At 53.7% G+C, this 25,196-nt stretch carries 24 protein-coding genes; 9 read left to right on the plus strand and 15 right to left on the minus strand.

Annotated elements, in window-relative coordinates; all coding sequences use genetic code 11:
• Positions 1-33 precede the first annotated feature (33 nt).
• Together ychF and pth are read right to left on the minus strand one after the other, a co-directional pair.
• A complete protein-coding gene (ychF, locus tag LK04_RS07180; RefSeq protein ID WP_039337399.1) occupies positions 34-1,125 on the minus strand; it encodes a redox-regulated ATPase YchF in 1,092 nt (363 codons plus the stop codon).
• Positions 1,126-1,236: 111 nt separating this feature from the next.
• Entirely contained in the window at positions 1,237-1,824 is a 588-nt protein-coding gene (pth, locus tag LK04_RS07185) for an aminoacyl-tRNA hydrolase (protein ID WP_039337401.1), read from the minus strand.
• Between the two features lie 258 nt (positions 1,825-2,082).
• Between pth and ychH the strand changes: the two genes are divergently transcribed.
• A complete protein-coding gene (gene ychH / locus LK04_RS07190) occupies positions 2,083-2,358 on the plus strand; it encodes a stress-induced protein YchH (RefSeq protein WP_039337403.1) in 276 nt (91 codons plus the stop codon).
• On the opposite strand, the gene LK04_RS07195 is transcribed toward ychH, so the two are convergent.
• The 4 genes from LK04_RS07195 to lolB form a co-directional block, all read right to left on the minus strand.
• Positions 2,355-3,530: a GGDEF domain-containing protein gene (locus LK04_RS07195; protein ID WP_039337405.1), complete on the minus strand. Its 1,176-nt coding sequence runs from the start codon at positions 3,528-3,530 to the stop codon at positions 2,355-2,357. The two genes, ychH and LK04_RS07195, sit on opposite strands and share 4 nt — an antisense overlap.
• A 227-nt stretch (positions 3,531-3,757) precedes the next feature.
• On the minus strand, positions 3,758-4,705 hold the full coding sequence (prs, locus tag LK04_RS07200) for a ribose-phosphate diphosphokinase (RefSeq protein ID WP_102136006.1): 948 nt from the start codon (positions 4,703-4,705) through the stop codon (positions 3,758-3,760).
• A gap of 137 nt (positions 4,706-4,842) precedes the next feature.
• The gene (gene ispE / locus LK04_RS07205; protein ID WP_197063389.1) at positions 4,843-5,697 is read right to left on the minus strand and encodes a 4-(cytidine 5'-diphospho)-2-C-methyl-D-erythritol kinase; all 855 of its coding nucleotides are present in this window, start codon (positions 5,695-5,697) and stop codon (positions 4,843-4,845) included.
• Entirely contained in the window at positions 5,697-6,320 is a 624-nt protein-coding gene (gene lolB, locus LK04_RS07210; protein ID WP_039337411.1) for a lipoprotein insertase outer membrane protein LolB, read from the minus strand. The genes ispE and lolB overlap by 1 nt, the downstream gene beginning before the upstream one ends.
• A 216-nt stretch (positions 6,321-6,536) precedes the next feature.
• Between lolB and hemA the strand changes: the two genes are divergently transcribed.
• From hemA to kdsA, 6 genes are read left to right on the plus strand one after another with little or no spacing between them, the layout of a single operon-like run.
• Entirely contained in the window at positions 6,537-7,793 is a 1,257-nt protein-coding gene (gene hemA / locus LK04_RS07215) for a glutamyl-tRNA reductase (RefSeq protein WP_039337413.1), read from the plus strand.
• A 41-nt stretch (positions 7,794-7,834) separates the two neighbouring features.
• A complete protein-coding gene (gene prfA / locus LK04_RS07220; protein WP_058973488.1) occupies positions 7,835-8,917 on the plus strand; it encodes a peptide chain release factor 1 in 1,083 nt (360 codons plus the stop codon).
• The gene (prmC, locus tag LK04_RS07225; RefSeq protein ID WP_039335186.1) at positions 8,917-9,747 is read left to right on the plus strand and encodes a peptide chain release factor N(5)-glutamine methyltransferase; all 831 of its coding nucleotides are present in this window, start codon (positions 8,917-8,919) and stop codon (positions 9,745-9,747) included. The genes prfA and prmC overlap by 1 nt, the downstream gene beginning before the upstream one ends.
• Positions 9,748-9,761: 14 nt before the next feature.
• Positions 9,762-10,160, plus strand: coding sequence for a SirB2 family protein (locus LK04_RS07230; protein WP_039335189.1), 399 nt, complete (start codon positions 9,762-9,764; stop codon positions 10,158-10,160).
• Positions 10,157-10,966: an invasion regulator SirB1 gene (sirB1, locus tag LK04_RS07235; protein ID WP_039335192.1), complete on the plus strand. Its 810-nt coding sequence runs from the start codon at positions 10,157-10,159 to the stop codon at positions 10,964-10,966. The genes LK04_RS07230 and sirB1 overlap by 4 nt, the downstream gene beginning before the upstream one ends.
• Positions 10,967-10,992: 26 nt before the next feature.
• Positions 10,993-11,847: a 3-deoxy-8-phosphooctulonate synthase gene (gene kdsA / locus LK04_RS07240; protein WP_039335194.1), complete on the plus strand. Its 855-nt coding sequence runs from the start codon at positions 10,993-10,995 to the stop codon at positions 11,845-11,847.
• Positions 11,848-11,980: 133 nt separating this feature from the next.
• Here kdsA and chaA read toward each other — a convergent pair whose 3' ends face one another.
• Positions 11,981-13,072 (minus strand): sodium-potassium/proton antiporter ChaA, encoded by a 1,092-nt coding sequence (gene chaA / locus LK04_RS07245; protein ID WP_039335196.1) that lies wholly within the window; start codon positions 13,070-13,072, stop codon positions 11,981-11,983.
• A 546-nt stretch (positions 13,073-13,618) separates the two neighbouring features.
• On the opposite strand from chaA, the gene LK04_RS07250 reads away from it, so the two are divergent.
• Positions 13,619-14,287, plus strand: coding sequence for a gamma-glutamylcyclotransferase (locus LK04_RS07250; protein WP_039335199.1), 669 nt, complete (start codon positions 13,619-13,621; stop codon positions 14,285-14,287).
• Here the strand turns inward: LK04_RS07250 and LK04_RS07255 are convergent, their stop codons facing one another.
• From LK04_RS07255 to LK04_RS07290, 8 genes are all read right to left on the minus strand, one after another.
• Positions 14,288-15,703 (minus strand): serine/threonine protein kinase, encoded by a 1,416-nt coding sequence (locus tag LK04_RS07255; protein ID WP_039335202.1) that lies wholly within the window; start codon positions 15,701-15,703, stop codon positions 14,288-14,290.
• Between the two features lie 67 nt (positions 15,704-15,770).
• Entirely contained in the window at positions 15,771-16,721 is a 951-nt protein-coding gene (locus tag LK04_RS07260; RefSeq protein ID WP_039335204.1) for a hypothetical protein, read from the minus strand.
• Positions 16,722-16,735: 14 nt separating this feature from the next.
• Positions 16,736-17,512 (minus strand): PP2C family protein-serine/threonine phosphatase, encoded by a 777-nt coding sequence (locus LK04_RS07265; RefSeq protein WP_039335206.1) that lies wholly within the window; start codon positions 17,510-17,512, stop codon positions 16,736-16,738.
• Complete coding sequence (tagH, locus tag LK04_RS07270) at positions 17,509-18,624, minus strand: type VI secretion system-associated FHA domain protein TagH (protein WP_039335207.1); 1,116 nt, start codon at positions 18,622-18,624, stop codon at positions 17,509-17,511. The genes LK04_RS07265 and tagH overlap by 4 nt, the downstream gene beginning before the upstream one ends.
• 33 nt (positions 18,625-18,657) lie before the next feature.
• Positions 18,658-19,356: a type VI secretion system-associated protein TagF gene (gene tagF / locus LK04_RS07275; RefSeq protein WP_039335209.1), complete on the minus strand. Its 699-nt coding sequence runs from the start codon at positions 19,354-19,356 to the stop codon at positions 18,658-18,660.
• Between the two features lie 13 nt (positions 19,357-19,369).
• The gene (tssM, locus tag LK04_RS07280) at positions 19,370-21,484 is read right to left on the minus strand and encodes a type VI secretion system membrane subunit TssM (RefSeq protein ID WP_039335211.1); all 2,115 of its coding nucleotides are present in this window, start codon (positions 21,482-21,484) and stop codon (positions 19,370-19,372) included.
• Positions 21,484-22,698 (minus strand): type IVB secretion system protein IcmH/DotU, encoded by a 1,215-nt coding sequence (icmH, locus tag LK04_RS07285; protein ID WP_039335213.1) that lies wholly within the window; start codon positions 22,696-22,698, stop codon positions 21,484-21,486. The genes tssM and icmH overlap by 1 nt, the downstream gene beginning before the upstream one ends.
• Positions 22,699-22,783: 85 nt before the next feature.
• A complete protein-coding gene (locus LK04_RS07290; RefSeq protein ID WP_197063365.1) occupies positions 22,784-23,275 on the minus strand; it encodes an SH3 domain-containing protein in 492 nt (163 codons plus the stop codon).
• Positions 23,276-23,760: 485 nt separating this feature from the next.
• Between LK04_RS07290 and LK04_RS07295 the strand changes: the two genes are divergently transcribed.
• Positions 23,761-24,981, plus strand: a complete 1,221-nt coding sequence (locus LK04_RS07295; RefSeq protein WP_039335214.1) for a nitrate regulatory protein — start codon at positions 23,761-23,763, stop codon at positions 24,979-24,981.
• Positions 24,982-25,196: the final 215 nt, after the last annotated feature.

Here is a 25,196-nt window from a genome sequence, read left to right on the forward strand (position 1 = left end):
CGCCGGGGCGTGGATTTTCTGGCACAGAGAAAGTTAGACGTTGAACAAGAAGTTCATCACGTCGCCATCTTTCACGATGTACTCTTTACCTTCTGAACGCATCTTGCCGGCTTCTTTCGCGCCTTGCTCACCCTTGTAGGTGACAAAGTCATCAAAGGCGATGGTCTGCGCGCGGATAAAGCCTTTCTCGAAGTCGGTGTGGATTTTACCTGCCGCCTGCGGCGCAGTGGCACCCACAGGGATGGTCCATGCACGCACTTCTTTCACGCCAGCGGTGAAGTAAGTTTGCAGGTTGAGCAGTGCATAACCCGCGCGAATCACACGGTTCAGACCTGGCTCTTCCAGACCCAATTCCGCCATGAATTCATCACGCTCTTCATCGTCCAGTTCGGCGATATCAGACTCGACAGCCGCACAGACTGGCACCACCACGGAGCCTTCGGCTTCAGCGATCGCACGTACCTGATCAAGATATGGGTTGTTTTCGAAACCGTCTTCGTTGACGTTAGCGATATACATGGTTGGTTTCAGCGTCAGGAAGCTCAGGTAGCGGATTGCCGCTTTCTCGTCCGCATCCAGTTTCAGCGCGCGCAACATGCCAGCCTGTTCAAGGTGCGGCAGGCACTTCTCCAGAGCAGCCAGTTCAGCTTTGGCATCTTTGTCGCCGCCTTTGGCTTTTTTCTGGCAGCGCTGAATGGCGCGTTCGCAGGTATCAAGGTCTGACAACGCCAGTTCGGTGTTGATAACGTCAATATCTTCCGCCGGGTTCACTTTGCCGGAAACGTGGATGATGTTGTCGTTTTCAAAGCAGCGCACCACGTGGCCGATCGCTTCGGTTTCACGGATGTTGGTCAGGAACTGGTTACCCAGGCCTTCACCTTTCGAGGCGCCTTTCACCAGACCGGCGATATCAACGAATTCCATGGTGGTTGGCACTACGCGCTGTGGCTTAACGATATCGCTCAGCTGATCGAGGCGCAGATCGGGCATTGGCACGACACCGGTGTTTGGCTCGATGGTGCAGAACGGAAAGTTGGCTGCTTCGATACCCGCTTTGGTCAGCGCGTTGAACAGGGTGGATTTACCGACGTTCGGCAGGCCCACAATACCGCATTTAAATCCCATGGTCTGATTACCTTTATCACTGAGTGTGCGGCGCTGACTGACAGCGTCGACAGATTCAAAAAATTTCGCGCATTATACACAGAATTACCTTCTGCGGCGCGGGAATTGGCCTTAACTGGCCTTGAAGGCGTGAAGGCGGTTCATCGCCTTGATCTTGTCTTCTTTCAGCCAGACTTCCGTGCAGCGCACGGCTTCATCGACGGCATCATCAATCAGCTTTTGTTCGCTGGCCGGGGGTTTACCTAAAACAAAACCCGTCACTTTATTACGGTCACCCGGATGGCCGATGCCGACACGCAAACGCTGGAAATTATTGTTGTTGCCCAGTTTGCTAATAATGTCTTTCAGGCCATTGTGACCGCCGTGACCGCCACCCTGTTTGAACTTCGCCACGCCTGGCGGTAAGTCCAGCTCATCGTGCGCCACCAGAATTTCTTCAGGCGTGATGCGATAGAAAGTCGCCATCGCTGCTACCGCTTTGCCACTCAGGTTCATAAACGTCGTTGGCACCAACAGGCGTACGTCTTCGCCCGCCAATGACAGGCGCGCAGTGTAGCCGTAAAATTTCGGCTCCTCTTTTAACGACTGATTATGCCTCTCAGCCAGCAAATCCACGTACCAGGCACCTGCATTATGGCGCGTTGCGGCGTATTCAGCGCCGGGATTGGCCAGCCCCACAATCAGTTTAATGCTGCTCACGATGTTTATCCTGTCTCACTGCGGAAAGGGCGATAGTTTACTGCCTGCAGGCAGGGATGACAAAGGGTGTAATGGCCAGATAATGACGCTGTGTGACTAATCAATTTCTATCGAAATCAACAGGCTGGCGGTAAAGAAATGTCAGAGATTGTGAAGGATGTGTGATCCTGTACGCAACTTAACCGCAAGCCATTGCCTAAACTTATGACAAGTTAACCATACGTGCTGTTTGTTCTTTCATAAGGATGGAGGTGAATCATGAAACGTCAAAACTGCCGCTTTGTGGGTAATGGCCTGATGTGTCTGGGTTTACTGACGATGGTACTGGGTGTCGGCTATTCCATTATTAATCAGCTACCTTCACTGCATCTGCCTCAGTTCCTCGCTCATGGTGCGATGTTCAGTATCTTCATCGGCGCATTGCTGTGGCTGATCGGCGCGCGCGTCAGCGGACGTGAAAGAGTGGAAGACCGCTATTACTGGCTGCGTCATTATGGTGATAAACGCTGCCGTCGTAATCACTCTTCACATTAAGTGAGCATCGCTTCCTGCAATGGCTGTAATGGCACCCGGTAACATTCGATGCGGTTACGGCCACTGGCTTTCGCGCGATAAAGCGCCTCATCCGCTAACCCGAGTAAAATCGGGAAAGTTTGATCGCGATGAATTGCGGTAGCGAAGCCAATACTCACCGTGTAGCAGACGTCGTTAGGCATCGATAACTGCGTTGCCAGGCGAATACGTTCGCACACGCACTGTGCCTCCTCACTGGTGCCAGGCAAGATTGCGGCAAACTCTTCTCCGCCCAAACGGGCGAAATGCCCCTCTGCGGGTAACAGCGCCTGTACCACATGGCAAAAATCGATTAATACCCGATCCCCTTGCTGATGCCCATAGCGATCGTTAATGCTTTTGAAATGGTCGAGGTCAAACAGCACTGCCGTGTAGATATACAGTTTAGGATGGCGGGCATTGCGCATCACCAATCGGTCAGCATGCTCGAACAGCGCACGGCGATTCCATACGCTGGTGAGAGGATCGTGCAGCGAGGCCAGTTTGTGCGCGATCTGCGTACGCTCATTCACCATTGCCAGGATAGTAAAGGTTAAGCCAATCACAAACAGTATCGACTCAAGGATCACATAAACCGAGAAGCTGGAACCGGCAATAGCACCGCGCACCGGCGTAGCAATGGCATCATCCAGAAATATCCGCGCCACATGAAACAGCAGATGGATCCACAGCAGCATCTGTGCCGGCCAGAATGTCACCGTCAGCGATGCGCGCGAGTGCCATAAAAGGCGAATCAGCGCGCCGGTGTAAATAATACAAAGCAGACAAAGCACCAGTACCCGCTTGGGTTGGCTGTAATAAAACTCGGGGAAAATACAAAGTATCGCCCAGAGTAAGGCACCAGCCAGCCAGCTCAATCCCAAGGGTTTGCCACAAAAGATGCGAAACGCATTCAACAGATTGCCATAAGCAAGCAGCATGACGACGTTGCCCACGGCAATCGGCAGAAAGTGAAATCCAGCGCTGCGAAGACTGCTAAGGAATACGGCTAACAGCGTCAGGCTGAGCGCGAGAGTGGTGAAACCCAGCACGCGATCGTACTGCGAACCCATCCAGGCGAAGACCAGAATAATACTCAAAAACCCGAGCACGTAGAGCTCACAAACAAATAATGTATAGATGTCGAGAGTCATAGTGGTCGGAGTTCTCAGAAAAAAAGTGACAGGAAAAATACCACTAATTATTAGAGCGCTAAAGCGCAGCATGATGTCTGAAATGAAAAGAGTGAAAGGCAGCGAGAATGGGGTGTTTTAACGAAATTTATCGCGAAAATATCTGTAGCGAAAGCGGCTTCATCGGTTGTGAAGACTGAGGAGATAAAAAACAAAACCGGGCGCGGGGCCCGGTTTCATGCAATGAATTAATGTTCAAACATTGCGGAGATGGATTCTTCGTTGCTAATACGACGAATCGCTTCGGCCAACATGCCAGAGAGCGTTAAGGTACGCACATTTGGCAGCGACTTCATCTCATCCGACAGCGGGATGGTGTCGCACACGATAACCTGATCAATCACTGACTTACGCAGGTTTTCAACGGCGTTGCCGGAGAAAATAGGGTGGGTTGCGTAAGCGAAGACACGTTTCGCGCCGCGTTCTTTCAACGCTTCAGCCGCTTTGCACAGCGTACCGCCGGTGTCGATCATATCGTCGACCAGTACACAGTCACGACCGGCAACGTCACCGATAATGTGCATGACCTGAGAAACGTTTGCGCGTGGGCGACGTTTGTCGATGATGGCCATATCGGCGTCATTCAGCAGTTTCGCGATAGCGCGGGCGCGCACAACACCACCGATATCAGGCGAAACCACAATCGGGTTTTCCAGACCAATTTGCAGCATGTCTTCCAGCAGAACCGGGCTACCGAACACGTTATCAACCGGGACATCGAAGAAGCCCTGGATCTGTTCGGCGTGCAGGTCAACTGTCAGAACACGGTCAACACCCACGCTGGAGAGGAAATCGGCAACCACTTTGGCGGTGATAGGCACACGAGCAGAACGCACACGGCGGTCCTGACGGGCATAACCAAAGTAAGGGATAACAGCAGTAATACGACCAGCAGAAGCCCGACGCAAAGCGTCGACCATCACAACCAGCTCCATCAGATTATCATTGGTGGGGGCACAGGTGGACTGGATGATGAAAATATCACCACCGCGTACATTTTCGTTGATCTGTACGCTTACTTCACCATCACTGAAGCGGCCGACAGCGGCGTCTCCGAGGCTAGTGTAAAGGCGGTTGGCAATACGTTGTGCTAGTTCCGGGGTAGCGTTACCAGCAAAAAGCTTCATATCAGGCACGAGAGGAACCTCAGGCTTGTCGTCCAGAGAATGAACATTTCAAAAGTAACCGGCGAATACTTTTGAAGTCGTTCATACGGGTGTGTTAATGCGTCACGTGCAGTGCCTGGAACAGGGTGGCACTGTCACGCATACGCTTAGAGCCCGGAAAGGGTGCGATGCAACGGCGAGATATTAAGCCCGCGCGCCACAAATCCGCAAATCCATTTCGGGGCAAGCTCCAGCACCTGACGAGCGTCGGACTCGGTGTTAAATTCAGCAAACACACAAGCTCCGGTCCCGGTCAGGCGCGACGGCGCGTATTCTAGCAGCCAGGAAAGCAGCGCATCAACCTCGCGAAAACGTTTTCTTGCCACAGCTTCACAATCATTGTGAAAAGGACGCTGTAACAGCTCATCTAATGTGCGTATCGGTGAATTGCGCGTCAGTTCCGGATCGCGAAACAGATCGGGGGTAGCAATACTGACCCCTGGATGCGCGACGAGGTACCATTTCTCTTCCGGTTCAGCGGGTTGAATCTGTTCGCCAACCCCTTGGGCAAAGGCGGCATGCCCACGGACAAACACCGGGACATCGGCACCGAGCGCCACACCCAGGGTGGCTAACTCATCCACGCTTAGCTGTGTTTGCCATAAATGGTTGAGCGCGACCAGCACGGTAGCCGCATCAGAGGAGCCACCGCCCAGACCACCGCCCATCGGCAAACGTTTCTCAAGTGCGATCTGCGCTCCAGCATTGGCGGGCAACGTGTCGCGCGCGGCAGCGGCCTGTTTCAGTGCCTGCGCGGCGCGCACAATTAAGTTCTCTTCATCGGGCACTCCTGCCAGCGGTGTAAGCAGTGTAATGCTATCGCTGCTGTCCGGCGTAATCTCCAGCGTGTCACCGTGATCAAGGAACTGAAACAGGGTTTGCAGGTTGTGATAGCCGTCAGGACGACGGCCAGTGATGTAGAGAAACAGGTTCAGTTTTGCCGGAGCGGGCCAGGTGGTGATCATTTCGTGGTCCAGCTATCCATACGCAGTTTGATGCGCTGACCACCTTCGGTCAGTTCCAGATTGGCTGGCAGCGGCGGGTTAACCTTGCTGTCGTAATCGGAAATGTTCACTTTCCACTGTTGTCCATTGCGGCTGTAGTTCACACTCTGCAACTGGTAGCTGCTGTTCAGCTGATAATCGGTGGCATCACCTGGCAGGCCCATCATCCATTGACGCAGGTTCGCCAGCGGAATATCCATGCCGGTGAGCTGAGAGATCATCTTCTCGGCATCGTTGCTGACGTAACGCTTGCCTTTGTTATCGACGATTTGCACCACGGAACCTTGGGCATCAAGCTGCAACTCGGTGCTGCCAAGCGGGTTGGTGAGCAGCAGACGATAGCGGTCAGCGGCGGTTTGCTGCCAGTTAAAGCGCGCGTACACTTTTTGCTTATCAGAGAGATAGGCAAATGCGCCGCGCGTTTGATACTGGGTGATTTTCGCGACAGCTTGTTGATGTTGCTGCCATTGCGGTGAAGTGGTGCTGGGACCCGGACCCTGGGGTTTATTGATGCTACAAGCAGCCAGCAACACGCTGGCAAGGGGCAGAAGGCGCAACAACTTGCGCGGGGGCAATTGCATCACGTGGTCGTCTCCTCAGACACGTTTTTAATTCCTAACAGGTAACGCTAACCATCCAAATCTGTGCCGTCAATGCCGATGTAATGATAATTGCGCACGATCAGTTTAATCTTATTACAGTCATAGCCTTTGTATGGCTTTTCTTGATCTGTGGCATCTTGTAGAATGCGCTTCACAAAACCCTGACAATCATTGGGACATCCCAACCCGATCACCATGACGCTGCTTGCACTCGGAATCAACCACAAAACCGCACCTGTCGCCCTGCGCGAACGTGTTGCGTTTCTGCCCGACACGCTGGATCAGGCATTAAACAGCCTGCTGTCCCAGCCGATGGTGCAGAGCGGTGTGGTGCTCTCAACCTGTAACCGTACTGAACTTTACCTTAGCGTAGAGCAGCAAACGGACCTGCAGGAGAGGCTGGTGCGCTGGCTGTGTGAGTATCACGATCTGCGGGAAGAGGATGTCCGCGCGAGCCTGTACTGGCATCAGGATAATGCGGCGGTAAGCCATCTGATGCGTGTCGCCAGCGGTCTGGATTCACTGGTGTTGGGTGAGCCACAAATTCTTGGGCAGGTGAAAAAAGCCCATGCTGACTCATCGCGTGACCATGCGTTGAGCAGTGAACTGGAGCGTATGTTCCAGAAAACCTTCTCCGTCGCCAAACGCGTCCGTACTGAAACCGAAATCGGGGCCAGTGCGGTGTCCGTCGCCTTTGCTGCCTGCTCGTTAGCCCGTCAAATTTTCGAATCCCTCAGCACGGTGAACGTCCTGCTGGTGGGGGCCGGTGAAACCATCGAGTTAGTGGCGCGTCACCTGCGTGAACACAAAGTACAAAAGCTGATGATTGCCAACCGCACCCGTGAACGCGCTCAACTGCTGGCGGACGAAGTGGGTGCAGAAGTGATCGGTTTGGGTGATATCGAAACGCGTCTGGCGGATGCAGACATTATTATCTCTTCCACCGCCAGCCCCTTGCCGATTATTGGTAAAGGCATGGTAGAGCGCGCGTTGAAGGCGCGCCGTAATCAGCCGATGTTGCTGGTGGATATTGCCGTACCACGTGATGTCGAACCCGAAGTGGGTAAACTGGCTAACGCCTATTTGTACAGCGTCGATGACCTGCAGGCGATCATCGAACAGAACATGGCGCAGCGTAAAGCCGCCGCCGTGCAGGCTGAAAGTATTGTGGTGCAGGAAAGCGGTGAATTTATGGCGTGGCTGCGTGCGCAAAGCGCGGGCGACACCATCCGTGAGTACCGCTCGCAGGCTGACGACGTCCGCGCAGAACTGCAAGAGCGTGCGTTAGCCGCTCTGCGCCAGGGCGCGGATGCTGAGAAAGTTTTACAGGAGTTAGCGCACAAGCTGACTAACCGCCTTATTCATGCACCAACCAAATCATTGCAGCAGGCCGCGCGCGACGGCGACAGCGAACGCCTGCAGATCTTACGTGACAGCCTCGGTTTAGAGTAATCTGGTCTGTCACGACCTATCACTGGGATACCCTCTATTACATGAAGAGCTCTATTGTTGCCAAGCTGGAAGCCCTCCAGGAACGCCACGAAGAAGTGGAAGCGTTACTGGGCGATGCCGGCGTTATTGGCGATCAAGAACGTTTCCGCGCATTGTCTCGCGAATATGCGCAGCTGACCGATGTCACCCGTTGTTTCCGTGACTGGCAGCAAGTACAGGAAGATATCGAAACCGCTGAAATGATGCTCGATGATCCTGAAATGCGCGAAATGGCCAATGAAGAATTAAAACTCTCGCGTGAGAAGCGTGAGGTGCTGGAACAGCAACTACAGGTGCTATTGCTGCCGAAAGACCCTGACGATGAACGCTCGTGCTTTGTGGAAGTGCGCGCCGGAACCGGCGGTGATGAAGCGGCCATCTTTGCCGGCGATCTGTTCCGTATGTACAGCCGTTATGCAGAATCCCGCCGTTGGCAGGTGGAAATCATCAGTGCTAACGAAGGCGAGCACGGCGGTTACAAAGAGGTCATCGCGCGCATTATTGGCGACGGTGCTTACGGTCGTTTGAAGTTTGAGTCAGGCGGTCATCGTGTGCAACGCGTGCCAGAAACGGAATCTCAGGGGCGTATTCATACCTCTGCCTGTACCGTTGCGGTGATGCCGGAACTGCCCGAAGCGGAAATGCCAGAAATTAACGCGGGCGATCTGAAAATTGATACTTTCCGCTCCTCTGGTGCGGGTGGTCAGCACGTTAACACCACCGACTCTGCTATCCGTATTACCCACTTACCGACCGGTATTGTGGTGGAGTGTCAGGACGAACGCTCGCAGCATAAAAACAAAGCCAAAGCGTTGGCGGTATTGGGCGCGCGTATTCACGCAGCGGAAACCGCTAAACGTAATGCGGCTGAAGCCTCAACCCGCCGCAACCTGCTGGGCAGTGGTGACCGTTCCGACCGTAACCGTACCTACAATTTCCCGCAGGGGCGTGTGACCGACCACCGTATTAACCTGACGCTTTACCGTCTGGACGAGACCATGGAAGGCAAGCTGGATACCCTGATTGAGCCGATCGTGCAGGAGTATCAAGCCGATCAGCTGGCCGCGTTGGCTGGACAGGATTGATGATCATTCGTCACTGGCTGCAGCAGGCGGTGGTTGCCCTCTGTGGCGGCGATAGCCCAAAGCGCGATGCGGAAATTTTGCTGGGTTTTGTCACCGGTAAATCGCGCAGTTGGCTGGTGGCATTTGATGATACCAAGCTCGACGCCGCACAAATCGCCGAGCTTGATGCGCTGTTGGCGCGCCGGGTGACCGGTGAACCCATTGCCCATCTGGTGGGCGAACGCGAATTCTGGTCGTTGCCGCTGCGTGTCAGTGATGCGACGCTGATTCCGCGCCCGGATACTGAAGTGCTGGTGGAACAGGCGCTGGTGCGCGTGCCGTCAACGCCATCCTCTCTACTTGATCTTGGCACAGGCACGGGTGCTATCGCGTTAGCACTGGCGAGTGAACGGCCTGATTGTCAGGTGCTGGGATGTGACCGCATACCCGAAGCTGTCGCGCTGGCACAAGATAATGCACAGCGCCTGCACATCAACAATGCCCGTTTTCAGCTCAGCCACTGGTTTAACGATCTCCCCTCCCAACGTTTTGACCTGATTGTCAGCAATCCTCCTTATATCGATGCCGCCGATGAACATCTGCAGCAGGGAGATGTGCGTTTTGAACCGCTTAGCGCGCTGGTGGCGGATGATGCCGGGCTGGCCGATTTGCGCTTCATCATTCAAAGCGCGCCGCAATGGTTGCAACCTGGCGGCTGGCTCTTGCTGGAACACGGCTGGCAACAGGATGAAGCGGTGCGAACCATTTTGACGCAACATGGCTATCAGCAGGTCAGCAGCGTCAATGATTATGGCGGCAATCCCCGCGTTACTCTTGGACAACTTTTCTGATTTAAGGAAGTACAATGGCGAGCTGGTATCCGCTGATTAAACATTTTCACCTCTTGACCGTTGCGCTGACTATCAGCCTGTTTCTGCTGCGTTTTTATTGGCTGACAACCGGTTCTGCCATGCTGCAACGCCGCTGGGTGCGCATCGCGCCTCATATTAATGACACCTTTTTGCTGCTCAGCGGCGTGGGGTTGGTGGTGATAACGCACTTTTATCCGTTCTCGCCACAAGGAAGCTGGCTGACGGAGAAGCTGTTAGGGGTTATCATCTACATCGCCTTAGGTTCCGTGGCATTAAGCCGTCGCCCACGCAAGATGGGGACACGTTGGATCGCTTGCCTGATTGCAATCGTTGCGTTGCTGTTTGTGATTAAGCTGGCGATGACCAAAATGCCGATATTGGGGATAGTATGACCTCGCCAGAGCAACTCGATTACAGTGAAACACCGTTGAGTGAAGCGGTGATTGGTGCGACCTGCGCCATACGCAATGATTTTTCCGCGCCCTCTGTGCAGCAGCAGTTGGCCGCGTTAGTAGATGAAGCCCGTGAATTTGTCAGCAGTGAGCAGGACGCAGATTTGCAGCTAGGCAAGCTGCTGGATCTGTTTTATCGCGAATGGGGATTTGGCGGCGCCAGCGGTGTCTACAATTTATCCGATGCACTGTGGATAGATAAAGTGCTGAAGAGCCGTCAGGGCACTGCGGTATCACTGGGCGTGATTCTGCTGCACATCGCGGATGAGCTGGAACTGCCGTTGATGCCGGTGATTTTCCCCACCCAGTTGATTCTGCGTGCCGACTGGCTTGATGGCGAAATGTGGCTGATCAACCCGTTTAACGGCGAGACGCTCGATAAGCATACGCTGGAAGTGTGGCTCAAGGGCAATATCAGCCCGACAGCCAAACTCTACAACGACGATCTCGACGAAGCGAAAACCATCAACGTGATGCGCAAAATGCTCGATACGCTGAAAGCGGCGTTGATGGAAGAGAAGCAGATGGAGCTGGCGTTGAATGTCAGCAAGGTATTGCTGCAGATAGACCCTGATGATCCGTATGAAATACGCGACCGTGGTCTCATCTATGCCCAGCTTGAGTGCGAACATATCGCATTGACCGATTTGACCTACTTCGTTGAGCAGTGTCCTGAGGACCCGGTCAGCGAAATGATTAAAGTGCAGATTCACGCAATTGAACAGAAACAGGTGACGCTGCATTAAGCGTCCCTCGAAAAAAAGGAAAAGGCATGACCCAGAAAATAGTGAATATTGGCGATATTAAGGTCGCAAACGATCTGCCATTTGTTCTCTTTGGCGGTATGAACGTGCTGGAATCGCGCGACCTCGCCATGCGTATTTGCGAACACTATGTAAAAGTGACCGACAAACTCGGCATTCCTTACGTGTTCAAAGCCTCTTTTGACAAAGCTAACCGCTCTTCCATCAAATCTTATCGCGGTCCGGGCCTGGAAGAGGGGATGAAGATTTTCCAGGAGCTGAAGCAGGCTTTCGGCGTGAAAATCATCACTGACGTTCATGAAGCGTCACAGGCGCAGCCCGTTGCCGATGTAGTGGATGTGATTCAGCTGCCTGCTTTCCTCGCACGTCAAACCGATCTGGTTGAAGCAATGGCGAAAACCGGTGCGGTGATTAACGTGAAGAAACCTCAGTTCGTTAGCCCTGGCCAGATGGGTAACATTGTCGATAAATTCGCCGAAGGCGGTAATGACAAAGTGATCCTGTGCGACCGTGGTAGCAACTTTGGCTATGACAATCTGGTTGTGGATATGCTTGGCTTTAACGTGATGAAGAAAGTCACTAACAACAGCCCGGTGATCTTCGACGTGACGCATGCTCTGCAGACTCGTGATCCATTCGGTGCAGCCTCAGGCGGCCGTCGTGCGCAGGTGGGTGAACTGGCCCGTGCGGGTATGGCTGTGGGTATTGCCGGTCTGTTCATCGAAGCGCACCCAGAACCAAACAGCGCGAAGTGCGACGGTCCTTCCGCGCTGCCGCTGGATAAGCTGGAGCCATTCCTGGTGCAGATGAAAGCGATTGATGACCTGGTGAAGAGCTTCCCGGAGCTGGATACCAGCAACTGATTGATTGCTGATGATTGTAAAAAAGGCGCCGCGATGGCGCCTTTTTTTATGGTGGTAGCGGCGCAATTTATCGCGCAATCGTGCAGCGGTGTGACTGCCAGGGGCGCGCAATAAATTGCGCCGCTACGCGTTCCTACAACATAATTGTCAGTAAATAGCCGGCAAACAGTGCCAGGTGCGCGGCACCGTTTAGCACATTGGTACGTCCGGTTGAGAACGAGATGTGGCACAAGATCAATGCCGCACTCATGATCACCATATGCGGTGGCTCCAGGCCAAATATCAGTTGCTGGCCCGTCAGGGTGGCGATGATGCTGACTGCGGGAACCGTTAAGGAAATCGTGGCTAACACCGAACCAAAGAACAGGTTCATGGCGCGCTGGACCTGGTTCATTAACACCGCTTTGATCGCCCCCAAACCTTCTGGTGACAGAATCAGCAACGCGACGAGGAAACCGGTGAACTGCGCGGGTGCATTCAGTTCTGTCAGCAGTTGCTCCAGAGTATTGGCGTTCATCTTGGTGACCGCGATAACGGCAATCAGATGCACGATCAACCAAATGGTATGCCACACAGAACTGTGAGCGGAAGGTTTGCCGTGATGGGGATCGCCATCGTCGCCGTCATCTTCATGCTCATACACAAACAGGCTCTGGTGCGTTTTCGTTTGAATCAGCAGGAACACGCCATACATCGCCGCTGAAATAGCCGCGATGATCAGTGCCTGGGCGGTGGTGAAATTACCACCCGGTAACGCGTTAGGGAACACCAACACCAAAATCGCCAACGGGAAAATGGCGATCATGTACTGTTTCACGCCTGCCAGATTCACATATTGCGTAGCAAATTTACGTCCGCCGAGCAGCAGTGCAAAACCAACCAGGCCACCGGTAACAATCATAATGATGGAGTAGAGGGTATCGCGCATCAGCGCCGGTGCAGCATCACCGGTGGCCATTAATGCGGAGATCAGGCTCACTTCTAATATCACCACCGACAGGCTTAAAATCAGCGAACCATAGGGTTCGCCCAGGCGGTGTGCCAGAACGTCGGCGTGACGTACTACGCTGAACGCACTGCAGAGGATTGCTACCAGAGACAGCAAGTTAATGCCGATAACCGGCATCAGCGCGGTTTGGCCGCCAAAGAAGCTCAGCACCGCGAGCGCAGCAATGGGGAAAATCAGCGAGTATTCGGTATGTCGGGTCTTTTCATGTGTAGCCATTCACCATCCTCTCCGGAAAAAAGAACCAAAACAGGCCATCAGTGCCTGATAAATATAATGACTTTTCTGACGCAGCGCAGTGTAACTTTTCAACAGTTGTGTTGCAGAGTCTTTACGCGTTTTTACTTAATGAATATTAATGACCTAAGTTGATAAAACTGAGTGTTATCCAGTAATAATGTCTGATATTCATTGGGTTGAAATGAGAGTAAATTCACTTAATTTATAAAATGGCACCAAATTTAACGAGGTTAAATCGCTCTTATTTTGGTTTGATTAAGAAGTTTCGGTTTATTTAACTAAAGTTAGACTTTTCTAACTTGCATGCATGACTCTCTATTAAACCGCCTCCCTAATTCAAGTTCTTCGCCAGGCAGCCGATGCTATTTACGAAGAATTTCCCCTTTGTGATCGGGGTCAATCTTGAAACTTTTATGAAAAATGCATTAATGTCTTCTCTTAAGTCGACGCAACGCGTGTTGCCTGTAAGACATCATCTTTGAGGAGCCGAACCGACAGGATGTCAGCGCAGTAGAGGAGGTCGCATTGTTAACCCGGGAATTTCTTTTAAAAGCGGATTGTAAAACATCCTTTGGCGATATTGACGAAGCGCTGCTGTGGAGCTGTGAAAAGCGCGCAGCATCGCTTGCGGCCACGCTGGCCTGTCGCCCTGACCAAAGCCCGGTGTGGATCTTTGGTTATGGTTCCCTGATGTGGAATCCGGTTTTTGAAGCGGAAGAAGTGGCTTCCGGGCGGCTGGAAGGCTGGCATCGGGCGTTCTGTTTACGCCTTACCGCCGGACGCGGCACGGTAGAGGCTCCTGGTCGTATGCTGGCGCTGAAAGAGGGCGGTGCAACCAGCGGGCTGGCGTTCCGTCTGCCGGAATCCCGACTGCATGATGAACTCGAGTTGTTATGGAAGCGTGAGATGATCACCGGCTGCTACCTGCCAACCTGGTGTGAACTGGAGCTGGATGATGCGCGTAAGGTGACTGCGTTGGTGTTTATCATGGACCCTCGACATCCGCTGTATGAAACCGACTCCTGCCGTAGCACTATCGCGCCATTGATCGCACAAGCGAGTGGGCCGCTGGGAACGAATGCCCAATATCTCTATTCGCTGGAACAGGAGCTGGGCAAACGCGGTATGCAAGAAGAAGCCTTAACGCGTCTGGCCGCAGAGGTCAGAGCGCTGCAAAAATCTGCAGCGCGCTAATCAGGGTTTGCCGGGATTAATCAGCCAGGTTCCCGGCTTATCAATCGTGAGTGATTGCGCCAGCACTTCACTACCATGATGGACTTCAATGCGATAGTTGCCGGCGGCCAGATTCAGCGAGGCAAAACCGCTGCTGGCTGGTTTCACATCCTTCACTTCACCATTCAGCACAATATTGTCGCCTTCCTGCAAGCGCAAATAAACCGTTGCCAGCGAGGGACCAGGATGAGCCGCACTGGGGTTTGCCACGGGTGCGGTTGCTGCAGGGGTCGAGGCGACAGGTGGCGCATCGCTGTGACGATTGGCTTTCCACACCACAACCACCACCGCCAGAATCGCAATCGCCGCCGCGGCAACTAAACCTGGCGACAGACGACGCACATTACGCGGTGTCACGGGTTCAATGGCGGCGGCAGCATGATTCACCGCCATCACCTGAGGTTCTGGCACCACAACCGCGACCGGCTCGGCAGCCGGGACTTCGGCGATCACCGGGAAGGTGGTCACCAGCGCCTCAACATCACTGACAGGTAAATCAATCAGGCTGGCAAAGGCATCAATATTTTGTGGACGGTCAGCCGGCTTCATGGCCAGCGCGCAGTCGATAGCATGAAGCAGCGGCAGCGAGTAGCCCTCTGGCTGGCGTTCGACCAGCGGCTGGTAGTTATCCTCGATACAACGCACCACGCTCACTGGTGGCGCATGACCGGTGATCAGATTGTGTAGCACCGCTCCGAGCGCATAGATATCCGTCCACGGCCCTTGTTCGACTTCGCCCTCTTCGCTGTATTGTTCAATCGGCGCAAAGCCGGGTTTCAGCATGATTTCGGTTTCGTCCGACAGGTTGCCGATCTCCTTGCGCGCGGAACCAAAATCGAGCAACACCGGTAACTGGTTTTCCTGAATCTGGATATTATCCAGCGAAATATCACGATGCAGATAACCCGCGGTATGAATGGTATTAATGGCACCAAACAGCGGAGGCAGCAGGCGACGGATCCAGCTTTCACTGATGCTTTCCGGGCTGGTCACTTGCCACTCTTTCAGCGTCATGCCGCTGTAGTAAAGTGTGCCCATATAGGCGGTGCCGTTCTCTTCCCAGAAGCGCAAGACATGCAGCAGACCAGGATGATTAAAACGTGCCAGCAGGCGCGCTTCCTGAATGAAGCTGTTGCGCCCGGCATTAAACAGTTTCTGGAAGCGTTCGCCACGCAGCTCAAGCGACAGGTCGGCAGCACGCACCGCCAGTGAAACCGGCATGTACTCTTTAATCGCGATGGTGCGCTCGAGCTGATGGTCCCAGGCACGATATACAATGCCAAAGCCACCGCCGCCGATCACTTCCTTGATTTCAAATTCGTTAAACCGATAGCCCGCAGGCAGGGCATTCGGTGTATGGTTTTCGTTTGCCGACATAGTGAACTCTCTGAACACGTCCTGTAGCGCCCGGTCAACATCATTGATCCAAGGCGACGATCGCTAATTAATTAATGTTACGCCAGGCACCAATCGCCGGATCGGCCAGATCCGCATGCAGGGTGTCAATCAGTAACACAGTCACTTTTTGCTGTGGCATAAATTGTGGCGACCAGACGCCACGTAAAGTTTCAACCCGCTTCTTAACCGCATCGCTGTCCTGGCCTGCTGTCTTATCCATTTTAATCAGCAGGTTGCCAGTGAAGCGCCATACGTGCTGCTGGCTGTCAAAGGGCAGCACCAGCCAGCTATCGTCTGCATCAGGGCGCGTCACTATCATGCGCTGCTTATTAACGGCGACGACTTCCAGCGCTGGACCGCTTAGCTTGAGATCGGCAATCGGGTAGCCCTGGTAGAAGTTAACCGCCACGCTGCGGGTATTACCGTTGTTCATCAGCGTGATATCACTTGGGCCTTCCAGCCAACCTTCGGTCGAGCAGTGCTGTTGCGGATTATCAGGGATAAAGAGTGAATCACCATTTTCATCCCACCAGGTGCGGAAATGGCATCCGGCCGGCAGAGCGAAGTGTTGCAAGGGGGCCGTATCTGCTGGTTTTGACAGGTCAAGCGGTGCGGCATTACTGGCACTTGCGCTGGCAGTGGCATCGTTAATCACAATAGGGCGCCAGTTTTGCAGTTTGGCTGCGCTACCATTCGCTAAGACGCTCCCATCTTTGTTGGTCATCTGCCAGGGGAGTTCATCCAGCGTGCCACACTGATTCGCTAACAGCGTCCCCACGCGTGGCAGGAAGCTGGTCAGGATGCTGGAATCGGTGCTTTTACCTGAAACAATGCGTAACGGCAGTGTCTCTTTACACCAGTCATTCGGCGAATTGCTGGCCACGTTATCGATATAAACTTCCAATGACAGGCTCGGCGAGTAAACCACGCGATAATCATCAGCTTGTGCATTTAGAGCCAGCAACAGGGTCGCTAAACCCGGCAACCACACTTTCATAAGGATCCTTGGAATCAATAACGTGTCGGCAGAAAACGTGCCGCATCGGCCTGGGAATAAAGCAGCGTCGCTTCCTGCGGCTCGCCAATCCAGATTGCCAGAGCGCTGAGATTGTCGCTTTTAACACTGCGGTTAACGGCTTGTTCCATCAAAGTCAGCCACTCTTCGCAGGCATTGACCATGCGCAGGGCTTGTTCCATCTCGTGGGTGGTCAGATTGAGCCAAAACCCATCGGTACAGACCAAAAACGCATCACCATCGGTGAGCGAAATCACTTCACTGAAGGTGGCGGGACGGGCAGGCTCAACACCGAGCGCATTATAAAGTAAATTACTGTTAATGCCGGAATTTTCATAGCCCGCTTCACGTAACTGTTGAGCCAGACTGTGGTCACGCGTGACCTGACTCAAGACCCCGTGACGGAAGTGATAAACCCGGCTGTCACCTGCGTGCGCCCACCATGCGCGCTGTGTTTGGCGGTCGATAAAGAGTGCGGCGAGCGTGGTGCTCATGCGGGCATATTTCGGATTATTTCCCTGCGCCTCCAGCAATACCTGCTGGCATTGCTCAATGGCGGCACGGGTGCTGTCAGGGGTAAAGGTGTCGCTGTTGTGCAAAGAGGTCAGAAGCGTGTCCCGAACGATCTGTGCTGCCATATCGCCACCCGGTAAGCCCGCAACGCCATCACATACTAAAAAGCAGGCTTTGTGTTCGTCGAGTTCTGCCCCGGTGCGGTCTTGATTTTCGTCGCGCATTCCCTGCTGGCAGCGACTGGCAAACATCATCTTCATGCGTCTTCAGTCCGCGTCTGTGAATCTTTGTACTGGTTAACTTCCATATCGTAGGCGTGCAAAAAGGCTTCGCCAAACAGCGTGTGGAAGTCATCTTCAATTTCGCCGGCCGTGCGCTGATAGTGGCGTGAGAAGTAATCCCACAACGCCGCTTTGCGTCCACCATTAAACGGCAGCTTTGGCAACACGCCGTCTTTACGTGCCTCTTCTTCCAGCCGTTGCGGGTTAAACGACTGCAGCATAGCGGCAATGATGGCGCGGATACCGGCAATCATGCCCAGCTGGTGAGCTTGCAAATCCACTAATGCATCGCGCACAGCAGCTTCCGGTGACATAAAGCCGGGCATCTGGCTCTGGTAGATCTGCATCAGTACGGTCTTGCCCGATGGCAGAATTTTAAAAGGGTTGTTGGCTTCGTTCAGGATCATCGTCATATCGGCTTTGACTCCACGCTTCAAAATTGAGCGCGAAGAGAGCAGAGCGACGGTGCCTTGGGAAAACAGGCTCAACATGCGACCGGTGACACGCATTTGCTCTTCGGTGAAGGGCGTTTGGTGTCCGTTGTTGAGTCCCATACCTTCTAACAGTGCCGCAATCAGCTTATCCTGATCGGCACCCGGTAATGCGGCAGGGAGAGCGGGTGAATCACTTTGGGGATCGATGGCGAGGCGTGGATCTGTGCGACGCTCGTGGCGAACAGTGGCGGTCTCTGGCAGGACATCAGGTTCCTGTTGAATACCGAGCGGGTCATCCGCACTCTCTGCAAAGAACGCCAGTGGATCATCTTGTTGACTGTTCTGACAGGCTGGGTCGTTCACTTGCAAGCCATACTCACCGATTTGTAAGGCATCGCCGTGATGTAACAGCACTTGCGAACCACGTTGCAGAACCATGCCATTGAGCACCACTGAGGTGACGCTGCCCTGATTGGTCAAACGGCATTCGCCTTCAGGTGACAGATGCACCAGTGCTTGCAAACGCGAAATCGCGCGTGTCTCGTCAGGCAGCACCAGATCGTTGTCCTGACTGCGGCCGATAGTTCCCCCCGGCGGTTTAAAGGCGACCGTCTTTGCGGGCACATCCGTATTGCACTGCACAATGGTAAATTGCATGAGTCATCCCATTAACAAGGAAAACGCGACAGCCTATTCAAACATCGGTGGATAGAGGCCATTGCGTCCCGGCTGAGCACCAGATGCCGGGTTAAACAGTAAGGAAAAAAGTTGCGCGGTGAGCGGCCCACTGTGTTTGTGTGTGGCATGGGCAAATCCGTCACTGCGATTACTCCACCAGTAGCTAATATGCTGCTGCGGATCAAATCGGTCTGCCACTTCACGCCAGCTCAGTGTGCAGGGCAGGTCATCAAAACCAATGACATCCATAATGTCGCTGCGCTGGTTATCTGGCACCATCAGTGGAGCTAACTGTTGCATCTGCTGTTCCAGCACATCCGGGCTGAGACGATCTTTCACGCTGCGCAATAGCAAAGCACCCAGCTCTTGATACCAATCTCCTGACATCGCCAATTGCGCGCTATGCCAGTGGCTGAGCGGAAAACTGCGTAATGCCAGCAGCGGCCAACTACGGCCTACGCGATCGCAAGAGGGCAATAAACAGCCCATCTGAACCTGCTGACGTAGCGGCGACAGCGGCAACACAAAGTTCCACACCGGCGCACGCAAAAAGAGCGGAGTGTTCGCGTCGGATTGTTGGTGCCAATGCATCAGCCCTTGTTGAAACCAGTGGCTCCAGGGCGTCACGGTATTCTCGCTCAGGCGCTGGCGCAGAAAATCACCGGTGGCCGGTAATTTGCCGTACCAACCCGGCGCGGTATGCGTCGCCATTGTTACCTCACCATTACTCACTGTGTCCGGTCAATCGCTGCGACAACGCATCTGGCACAATCGCCAGCGTGTTGCCGTTTTCACCGGCATTTTTCAGATTCTCCGCAAGCTTGCGCATCATCAAAGCGTTGTCTCGCGCATAAGGCGATGACTGAATCTGCTGATCCAACAGTTGGCTGAGGTGCCAGTCCAACTGCTGCAAATCGCGAGCGCTGACATTTTCCGGCAGATTTCGTTGCAGGTTTTGCATCAGCCAGCCACGCAAAAACTCGCCGTCATAATTTCGCGGCTGATAAAGCATTTGATAGGCGCGCAGCGCATTACGACTGTACTCATTATCGTTCCCGGGATCGTTACGCAGCAGATTGGTAATCTGTTGAGCGACACGAGGCAACAGCAGAGACTTAAGCGCATTTTGATAAAGCACCCATGCAGCATCACTCACCTGGTTGCCACGATATAAACCCACGCGCATGGTAAGCGGCGGATTGTCGAGGGAAAAACGCTCTGATAATGGCAGTTTTACCAGGTTATTTAAGAAGGGTAGCAGATCAAAAATATTATCGGCTGGCTGATGCAATACCTGCTGACTTTGCACGGTGATCGGGGCAATGCGTGCCGAGACCTGGTCGAGATAACGCTGGTTCTGCAGATAACTGGCCAGCCATAAACCCGACAGCAGCAGCAACGCTCCGGTCAACGCACCATAACCGATCCAATGGAACAGTCGGTTGCGATATTCCCAGTGCCGATTACTGCCGGCCAGACCGCTCTCGCGAAACACCAGGTCGCTCAGAAGATCGCGAATAAAGAAGCTCTGGCCTTTGTTACCCGGGATAGGATTGTGGCGGGTGACGCTATCCCAGGTGGCAAAACTGTTTTCACCAGTGTGCGGTAACTGCAACTTACGGTTCAGTTCCCCCATAATGCGGTCAAACGGCAGTCCTTCCTGCGTGCCGCTGGTAAAGAACAGGCCACGTGCCGACCACGCGATTTCGTCCTCGTGACGAGAGAACACCACATCAAGATACTCATTGAGCAGTGGGCGCAATGAACTGAACTCCTGTGGAAACAGGAAACTGTCCGCACGTTGCGTGAGATCGCGCTCGTTCGCCATCACATTGGCGAGTTGTTGCTGTAAACGCTGCTCTAAGTGTCGATATTGCTGAGTAAAGCTGTTGTGCCAGTCATCTTTATGCGGTTTGCCTGGCTCCCACGGGAAGGTAAAACCCCAGATGGCATCGCGTTGCGGTTTGCTTAAACCGGCATGAAAGCTCATAAAGCCTTTCAGCAGGTCGGTTTTGGTCACCATCACATACACCGGGAAGTGAATTCCGGTTTGCTGATGCAGTTCCTGCATGCGCATACGCAGTGCGCTGGCCTGCGCGTGACGGGCCTCAGCCGAGTCCGTGAGCAGGTCCGAGACGCTGATCGTCATGATCACACCGTTGATCGGCTGACGGGTACGATAACGCTTCAACAGATTGATAAAACTCTGCCACTCGGCACCATCACGGGCGCGTTGGCTCTCTTGCAGGGCATAACGGCCAGCGGTGTCGATCAGGACTGCGCTATCCGTAAACCACCAGTCACAGTGGCGTGTACCACCAACGCCACGCACCGCGCCTTTACCCAGGCTGTCCGTGAGCGGGAATTCGAGGCCGGCATTCAGCAGTGCGGTGGTCTTGCCCGCGCCGGGTGCGCCCATCATCACATACCACGGTAATTGATAAAGATAGTGGCTCTGGAAACGTGCCAGCCAACTCTGCTGATGACGACGACCAAACTGGGTGCGTTTTAATCGCAGTGCGGCTTCGCTGAAGCGCTGTGCCAGTAGCGTATCCGTGGCTTGTCGGTCAGAAAGCTCCTCACTGTTCATTTCCTGAAGGCGGTTAAGCATTTTGCTGTTGAACCAGCCACGCCAGATTGCCGGAATAAACTGGAACAGCACCCAGCAGAAGAACAACAGGCCAACCACGCACTGACGAGCGAAAATCGGCTCAAGCGGACGGGTATCACCCCAGGTCCATAGCGGGCCCAACATCCACAGCACGCAACTCAGGGCCGTGACGCCAATCAGGCTCCACAACAGGCGGTGGGTTAAAAAATGTTGCATCGATGCACGCATCACTGACCTCCCGGATGATTGCCAAGGGTTTCCGGTGCCGCGAACAGGGTGATTTCTACGCGCCGGTTGCGCGCGCGATTTTCATTGCTGTCGTTGGGAAGCAGGGGATTACTGTCGCCGCGCCCTTCAGCTTTCACGCTGTGTCCTTCAGCGAGCTGCGGATTGAGTAACTGCGTAACGGCGCGTGCGCGGGCAAAAGAGAATTCGTAACTGGAAGCAAAGCGACCATCAACCGGGCTGTTATCGGTGTACACCGAGACCAAAACGGTGCCTTTCACCGTTTTCATCGCGCTGGCGACGTGCGCCAGCAGTGCGCGGCCAACCTGATTGACCACGGTGCCATCAGATGAAAACAGTTTGTCTGCGGGGATGATCACTTTACTGCCGAATGCGCCATCACTTACCTCTAACTGGCCTGCAGCAATCACATCATTTAAACGTTGATGAAGATCGAGCAAGGCTTGTGGTGAGGTAGGACGACGGCCAGGCATGATTTGTGGCAATGGCGTTTGATAGATGGCGCGAAGCAGGGGTTCAGCTGCATTGCCCAATCGCCAGTTGAGACCGCTGTATATCAGGCAGGCAATCAAAGCGGCTAAGGTGGCGCAAGCCCACAGCGGCACCATGGGTCGCGTCAAGCTGCTCACCAAGGGATGCACTTCAACCAGCGGCGCGGCCGGGTTAACGGTAGTCGGGCGAGTTTCCTGAATTAACTGTGCCAGGCGCTTGCGAATGCTGTCACACTGGGCGCGACCACTGTCGCTGCCGCGATAGCGGCCTTCATAGCCCAGTAGCAGGCAATAGTGGATCACTTCCAGCAGCCAGAGGTGTTGCTGTGGACTCTGCGAAACGCGTGACAGCAGCTGGAAAACTTTTTCACCGCCCCAGCTTTCGTTGTGGAAAGTCACCAGCATGCCGTTGCCAGACCATACGCCTCGCGTGCCCCATGGCGTTTGTGCCGCGGCTTCATCCAGCACGCTGCATAGGCAATAGCGTGCGCCAATGATCATCTCAAAGGGCAGTCCCGCTTGCTTGCAGCGTTGTTCAAACTGGCGGATTTCTTCGATCAAAAGCTGGCGTAAACCGGCAGGATCATCATGCGTGGCAGCCTGCCGCAGGCGAACAACGGCATTCAGTATCGGTGCTGCGGCATTAAGCAAAAGGTTATCATTGCCCGCGACAATGCCATCGCGTGCAACAGAATCCTGGGTCATTAAATCTCGATTTTCCTGGCAATGGCGCTATTTCTTGTCCGCAAAGAGCGACCTTTCTGCGGACAATCTGCGCCGTATTGCATTATCAGTCTAGGATCCAGGTCGCGGTATCGTTGGTGCGACATGCCTTGCTGGCGCCTCCAACGGCCACACAGACCTGTTTGTTGCGGCGGGGGCGTGGACGATCGCTACGCACGGTGGCGTCATAACGGCTGCTTTCCACCCCAGCCTTGGGCGGAATATAACCAATCAGCTGTCCATTCGGTTCATCAGCAACGGCTAACCAGCTGTGCTCAACACGGCCAAGCACTTCAAACGACTTAGCATTGTCGAGATAACGCACCACTTTGCCGCCAAAATCAGGCGTGGTCATGACCGAAGCAGCATAGAGTGCGCGAAAACTTTCATTGACCGGCGTGAACTCGGCTGGTGCTGCCACCGCATTCCGGTGAACCAGCTTAACGCCATTGACTTCACTGGTGACCAAAGTGTCATCAGTAACGGGCGGCGTTGGCGCTTTACAACCCGCTAACGTTAACACCGCCAGTAGGGTTAGCACGAGACTCTTATTCACCATGAACCTCAAATTTCATCAGATTAGCTGCAGATTAAAATGCGGCACACGCAATGGAAGCGGGCAGATTACGCAGCAAGAAAGCCATCAAAAAACAGTCAGATTACAGAAAGATAGTGCTGTGCTCAGTCTACCTAAGACTTTTGAGAATTCAAACCATTGCACCGAGAGAAATCCCGTGCTACCGGGCGAAAATGCAGCTGGAACAGGTGATAAAAAACACGTGCTGAGGGTGATATATAAGATGAATTTACTTATTTACCAGTGGAAGTGTAAAACGCAGGCGAAAACACAATTTTCGCACAATGGATATAATGAAAATTATTAAATAAGATTAATCTATTTTTGACGTTAAAAAAAGATTGCGCCAGTAAACAATTTTCTGACTTTCAGAATTTACGGGCGCCCATCCGTCCAAATTGAAGTCGAGTTCGGCACGGCTTTTGCTTGAGTATTGCCCTAAATTTGCCTGATAGTGGGAGTCAGCAATGAACCGGGCTCTGGAGTATCTACGTGCTAGCCGCGCCAGCGAGATTGCGAGTCTGCAACGTTTATTACGTACGGGCGAGCAAATTCTTGCGCTCAGTGAATTAATCCATGTGCTGCAGCGTGAGCGCGGTGCCAGCAATATCTGGCTGTGTTCAGAGGGCCGCCTGTTTGGTGATGAGCTGGAAGCGCGTGCGATTGAGGTGCAGCAGCGGCAAGACGTAGCGATGACAATGTTACCTGCCGCTGTCGCGCAACCGGGCTACAGTCGGTTTTGCATGTTAATCGCCGCCGCGTTGCAGGCACTCGATAGCCTGCCAGTATTGCGTCAGCAGGTGCGCAAACAAAGTTGTCGCCACGCGCAAGCCATGGAGGCGTTCAACCATGTGATTCGCACATTACTCAACCTGGTATTTGAAGCTGCAGACACCGCAAGCGAACCGGAAATTTCTCGTGCGCTAATCGCCCTCTTTAGTTTTATGCAGGGAAAGGAGTTGGCTGGTCAGGAGCGCGCGACGGGTTCGGCAGGTTTTGCTGCCGGGACCTTTAGCCCGGAACAACGCCAGCGCATTCTGGCACTGATCGCTGCTCAGGAGCAGAGTTTCAACACCTTCAGCCAGTTCGCTGACAGCCAAAATCTACAACGCTGGCAGGAAATGGCTGACGCGGGCAGCCAAATTGAACGGCTGCGGCGTATTGCCTGCACCGATGCTCCTTGTGGTGAAAATGGGGTTCTCCAATGGTTTACGCTGCTGAGCCAGCGGCTGGATCAGATGAAGCAAATAGAAGATACGTTGTGCATTACCCTCATGAACTGCTGTCAGCGTGCGATTAGCGCCAGTGAACAGGCGGACCCGCAACAGGTGGCACACCGTGAAGAGGCCAGTTTCTCTCTTTATATCGCCGGGGCCAGTTGGCTGGACGGGCAGGAAACCACGCTCGACAGTCAGGGCCTCGCGCCGCAACTGGGCCGTTCAGTACTTTCACTGATCGGCGAACAGGCGCAGCGTTTAAAGGCGCAGGCCGATGAACTGGCCACCATGCGTGCGTCACTCGATGAACGAAAAATTGTCGATCAAGCCAAAAGCTGGTTGATGGAGCAACACGGTTTTAGTGAGCAGGATGCCTGGCAAGCCCTGCGAAAAAGTGCCATGAATCAAAACAAACGCATCCTGGACATCGCCCAAGCCATCCTGGCCGTTGCGGCAACGTTGAAGTCATAACTCCAAGGAGGTAGTTGCACAAAGCCTGTGCGTATTGTGCGTCAGCACAGTGCAGATTTGCGCACTTTCACTGATCCAAGTGGGGTGGCGTGCTGATTCTTTACGAGAATTTTTTTGGCACAGGCTTTGCAATACCTTACTGACATTGCGCATTTGTTTCGCCAACGGCGGTGAAGCGAGTGCTTTGGATAAAGGCGTCCGGCCCCATGTTTTTA

Origin of the sequence: Pantoea vagans, from assembly GCF_001506165.1 — a bacterium.
Lineage (GTDB): Bacteria > Pseudomonadota > Gammaproteobacteria > Enterobacterales > Enterobacteriaceae > Pantoea > Pantoea vagans_C.

Coding starts and splice junctions, on each gene's coding strand:
- ychF (WP_039337399.1), bottom strand. CDS start 1,125: ATGGGATTTAAATGCGGTATTGTGGGCCTGCCGAACGTCGGTAAATCC.
- ychH (WP_039337403.1), top strand. CDS start 2,083: ATGAAACGTCAAAACTGCCGCTTTGTGGGTAATGGCCTGATGTGTCTG.
- LK04_RS07195 (WP_039337405.1), bottom strand. CDS start 3,530: ATGACTCTCGACATCTATACATTATTTGTTTGTGAGCTCTACGTGCTC.
- lolB (WP_039337411.1), bottom strand. CDS start 6,320: ATGCAATTGCCCCCGCGCAAGTTGTTGCGCCTTCTGCCCCTTGCCAGC.
- hemA (WP_039337413.1), top strand. CDS start 6,537: ATGACGCTGCTTGCACTCGGAATCAACCACAAAACCGCACCTGTCGCC.
- prfA (WP_058973488.1), top strand. CDS start 7,835: ATGAAGAGCTCTATTGTTGCCAAGCTGGAAGCCCTCCAGGAACGCCAC.
- prmC (WP_039335186.1), top strand. CDS start 8,917: ATGATCATTCGTCACTGGCTGCAGCAGGCGGTGGTTGCCCTCTGTGGC.
- LK04_RS07230 (WP_039335189.1), top strand. CDS start 9,762: ATGGCGAGCTGGTATCCGCTGATTAAACATTTTCACCTCTTGACCGTT.
- sirB1 (WP_039335192.1), top strand. CDS start 10,157: ATGACCTCGCCAGAGCAACTCGATTACAGTGAAACACCGTTGAGTGAA.
- kdsA (WP_039335194.1), top strand. CDS start 10,993: ATGACCCAGAAAATAGTGAATATTGGCGATATTAAGGTCGCAAACGAT.
- chaA (WP_039335196.1), bottom strand. CDS start 13,072: ATGGCTACACATGAAAAGACCCGACATACCGAATACTCGCTGATTTTC.
- LK04_RS07255 (WP_039335202.1), bottom strand. CDS start 15,703: ATGTCGGCAAACGAAAACCATACACCGAATGCCCTGCCTGCGGGCTAT.
- LK04_RS07260 (WP_039335204.1), bottom strand. CDS start 16,721: ATGAAAGTGTGGTTGCCGGGTTTAGCGACCCTGTTGCTGGCTCTAAAT.
- LK04_RS07265 (WP_039335206.1), bottom strand. CDS start 17,512: ATGAAGATGATGTTTGCCAGTCGCTGCCAGCAGGGAATGCGCGACGAA.
- tagH (WP_039335207.1), bottom strand. CDS start 18,624: ATGCAATTTACCATTGTGCAGTGCAATACGGATGTGCCCGCAAAGACG.
- tagF (WP_039335209.1), bottom strand. CDS start 19,356: ATGGCGACGCATACCGCGCCGGGTTGGTACGGCAAATTACCGGCCACC.
- tssM (WP_039335211.1), bottom strand. CDS start 21,484: ATGCGTGCATCGATGCAACATTTTTTAACCCACCGCCTGTTGTGGAGC.
- icmH (WP_039335213.1), bottom strand. CDS start 22,698: ATGACCCAGGATTCTGTTGCACGCGATGGCATTGTCGCGGGCAATGAT.
- LK04_RS07290 (WP_197063365.1), bottom strand. CDS start 23,275: ATGGTGAATAAGAGTCTCGTGCTAACCCTACTGGCGGTGTTAACGTTA.
- LK04_RS07295 (WP_039335214.1), top strand. CDS start 23,761: ATGAACCGGGCTCTGGAGTATCTACGTGCTAGCCGCGCCAGCGAGATT.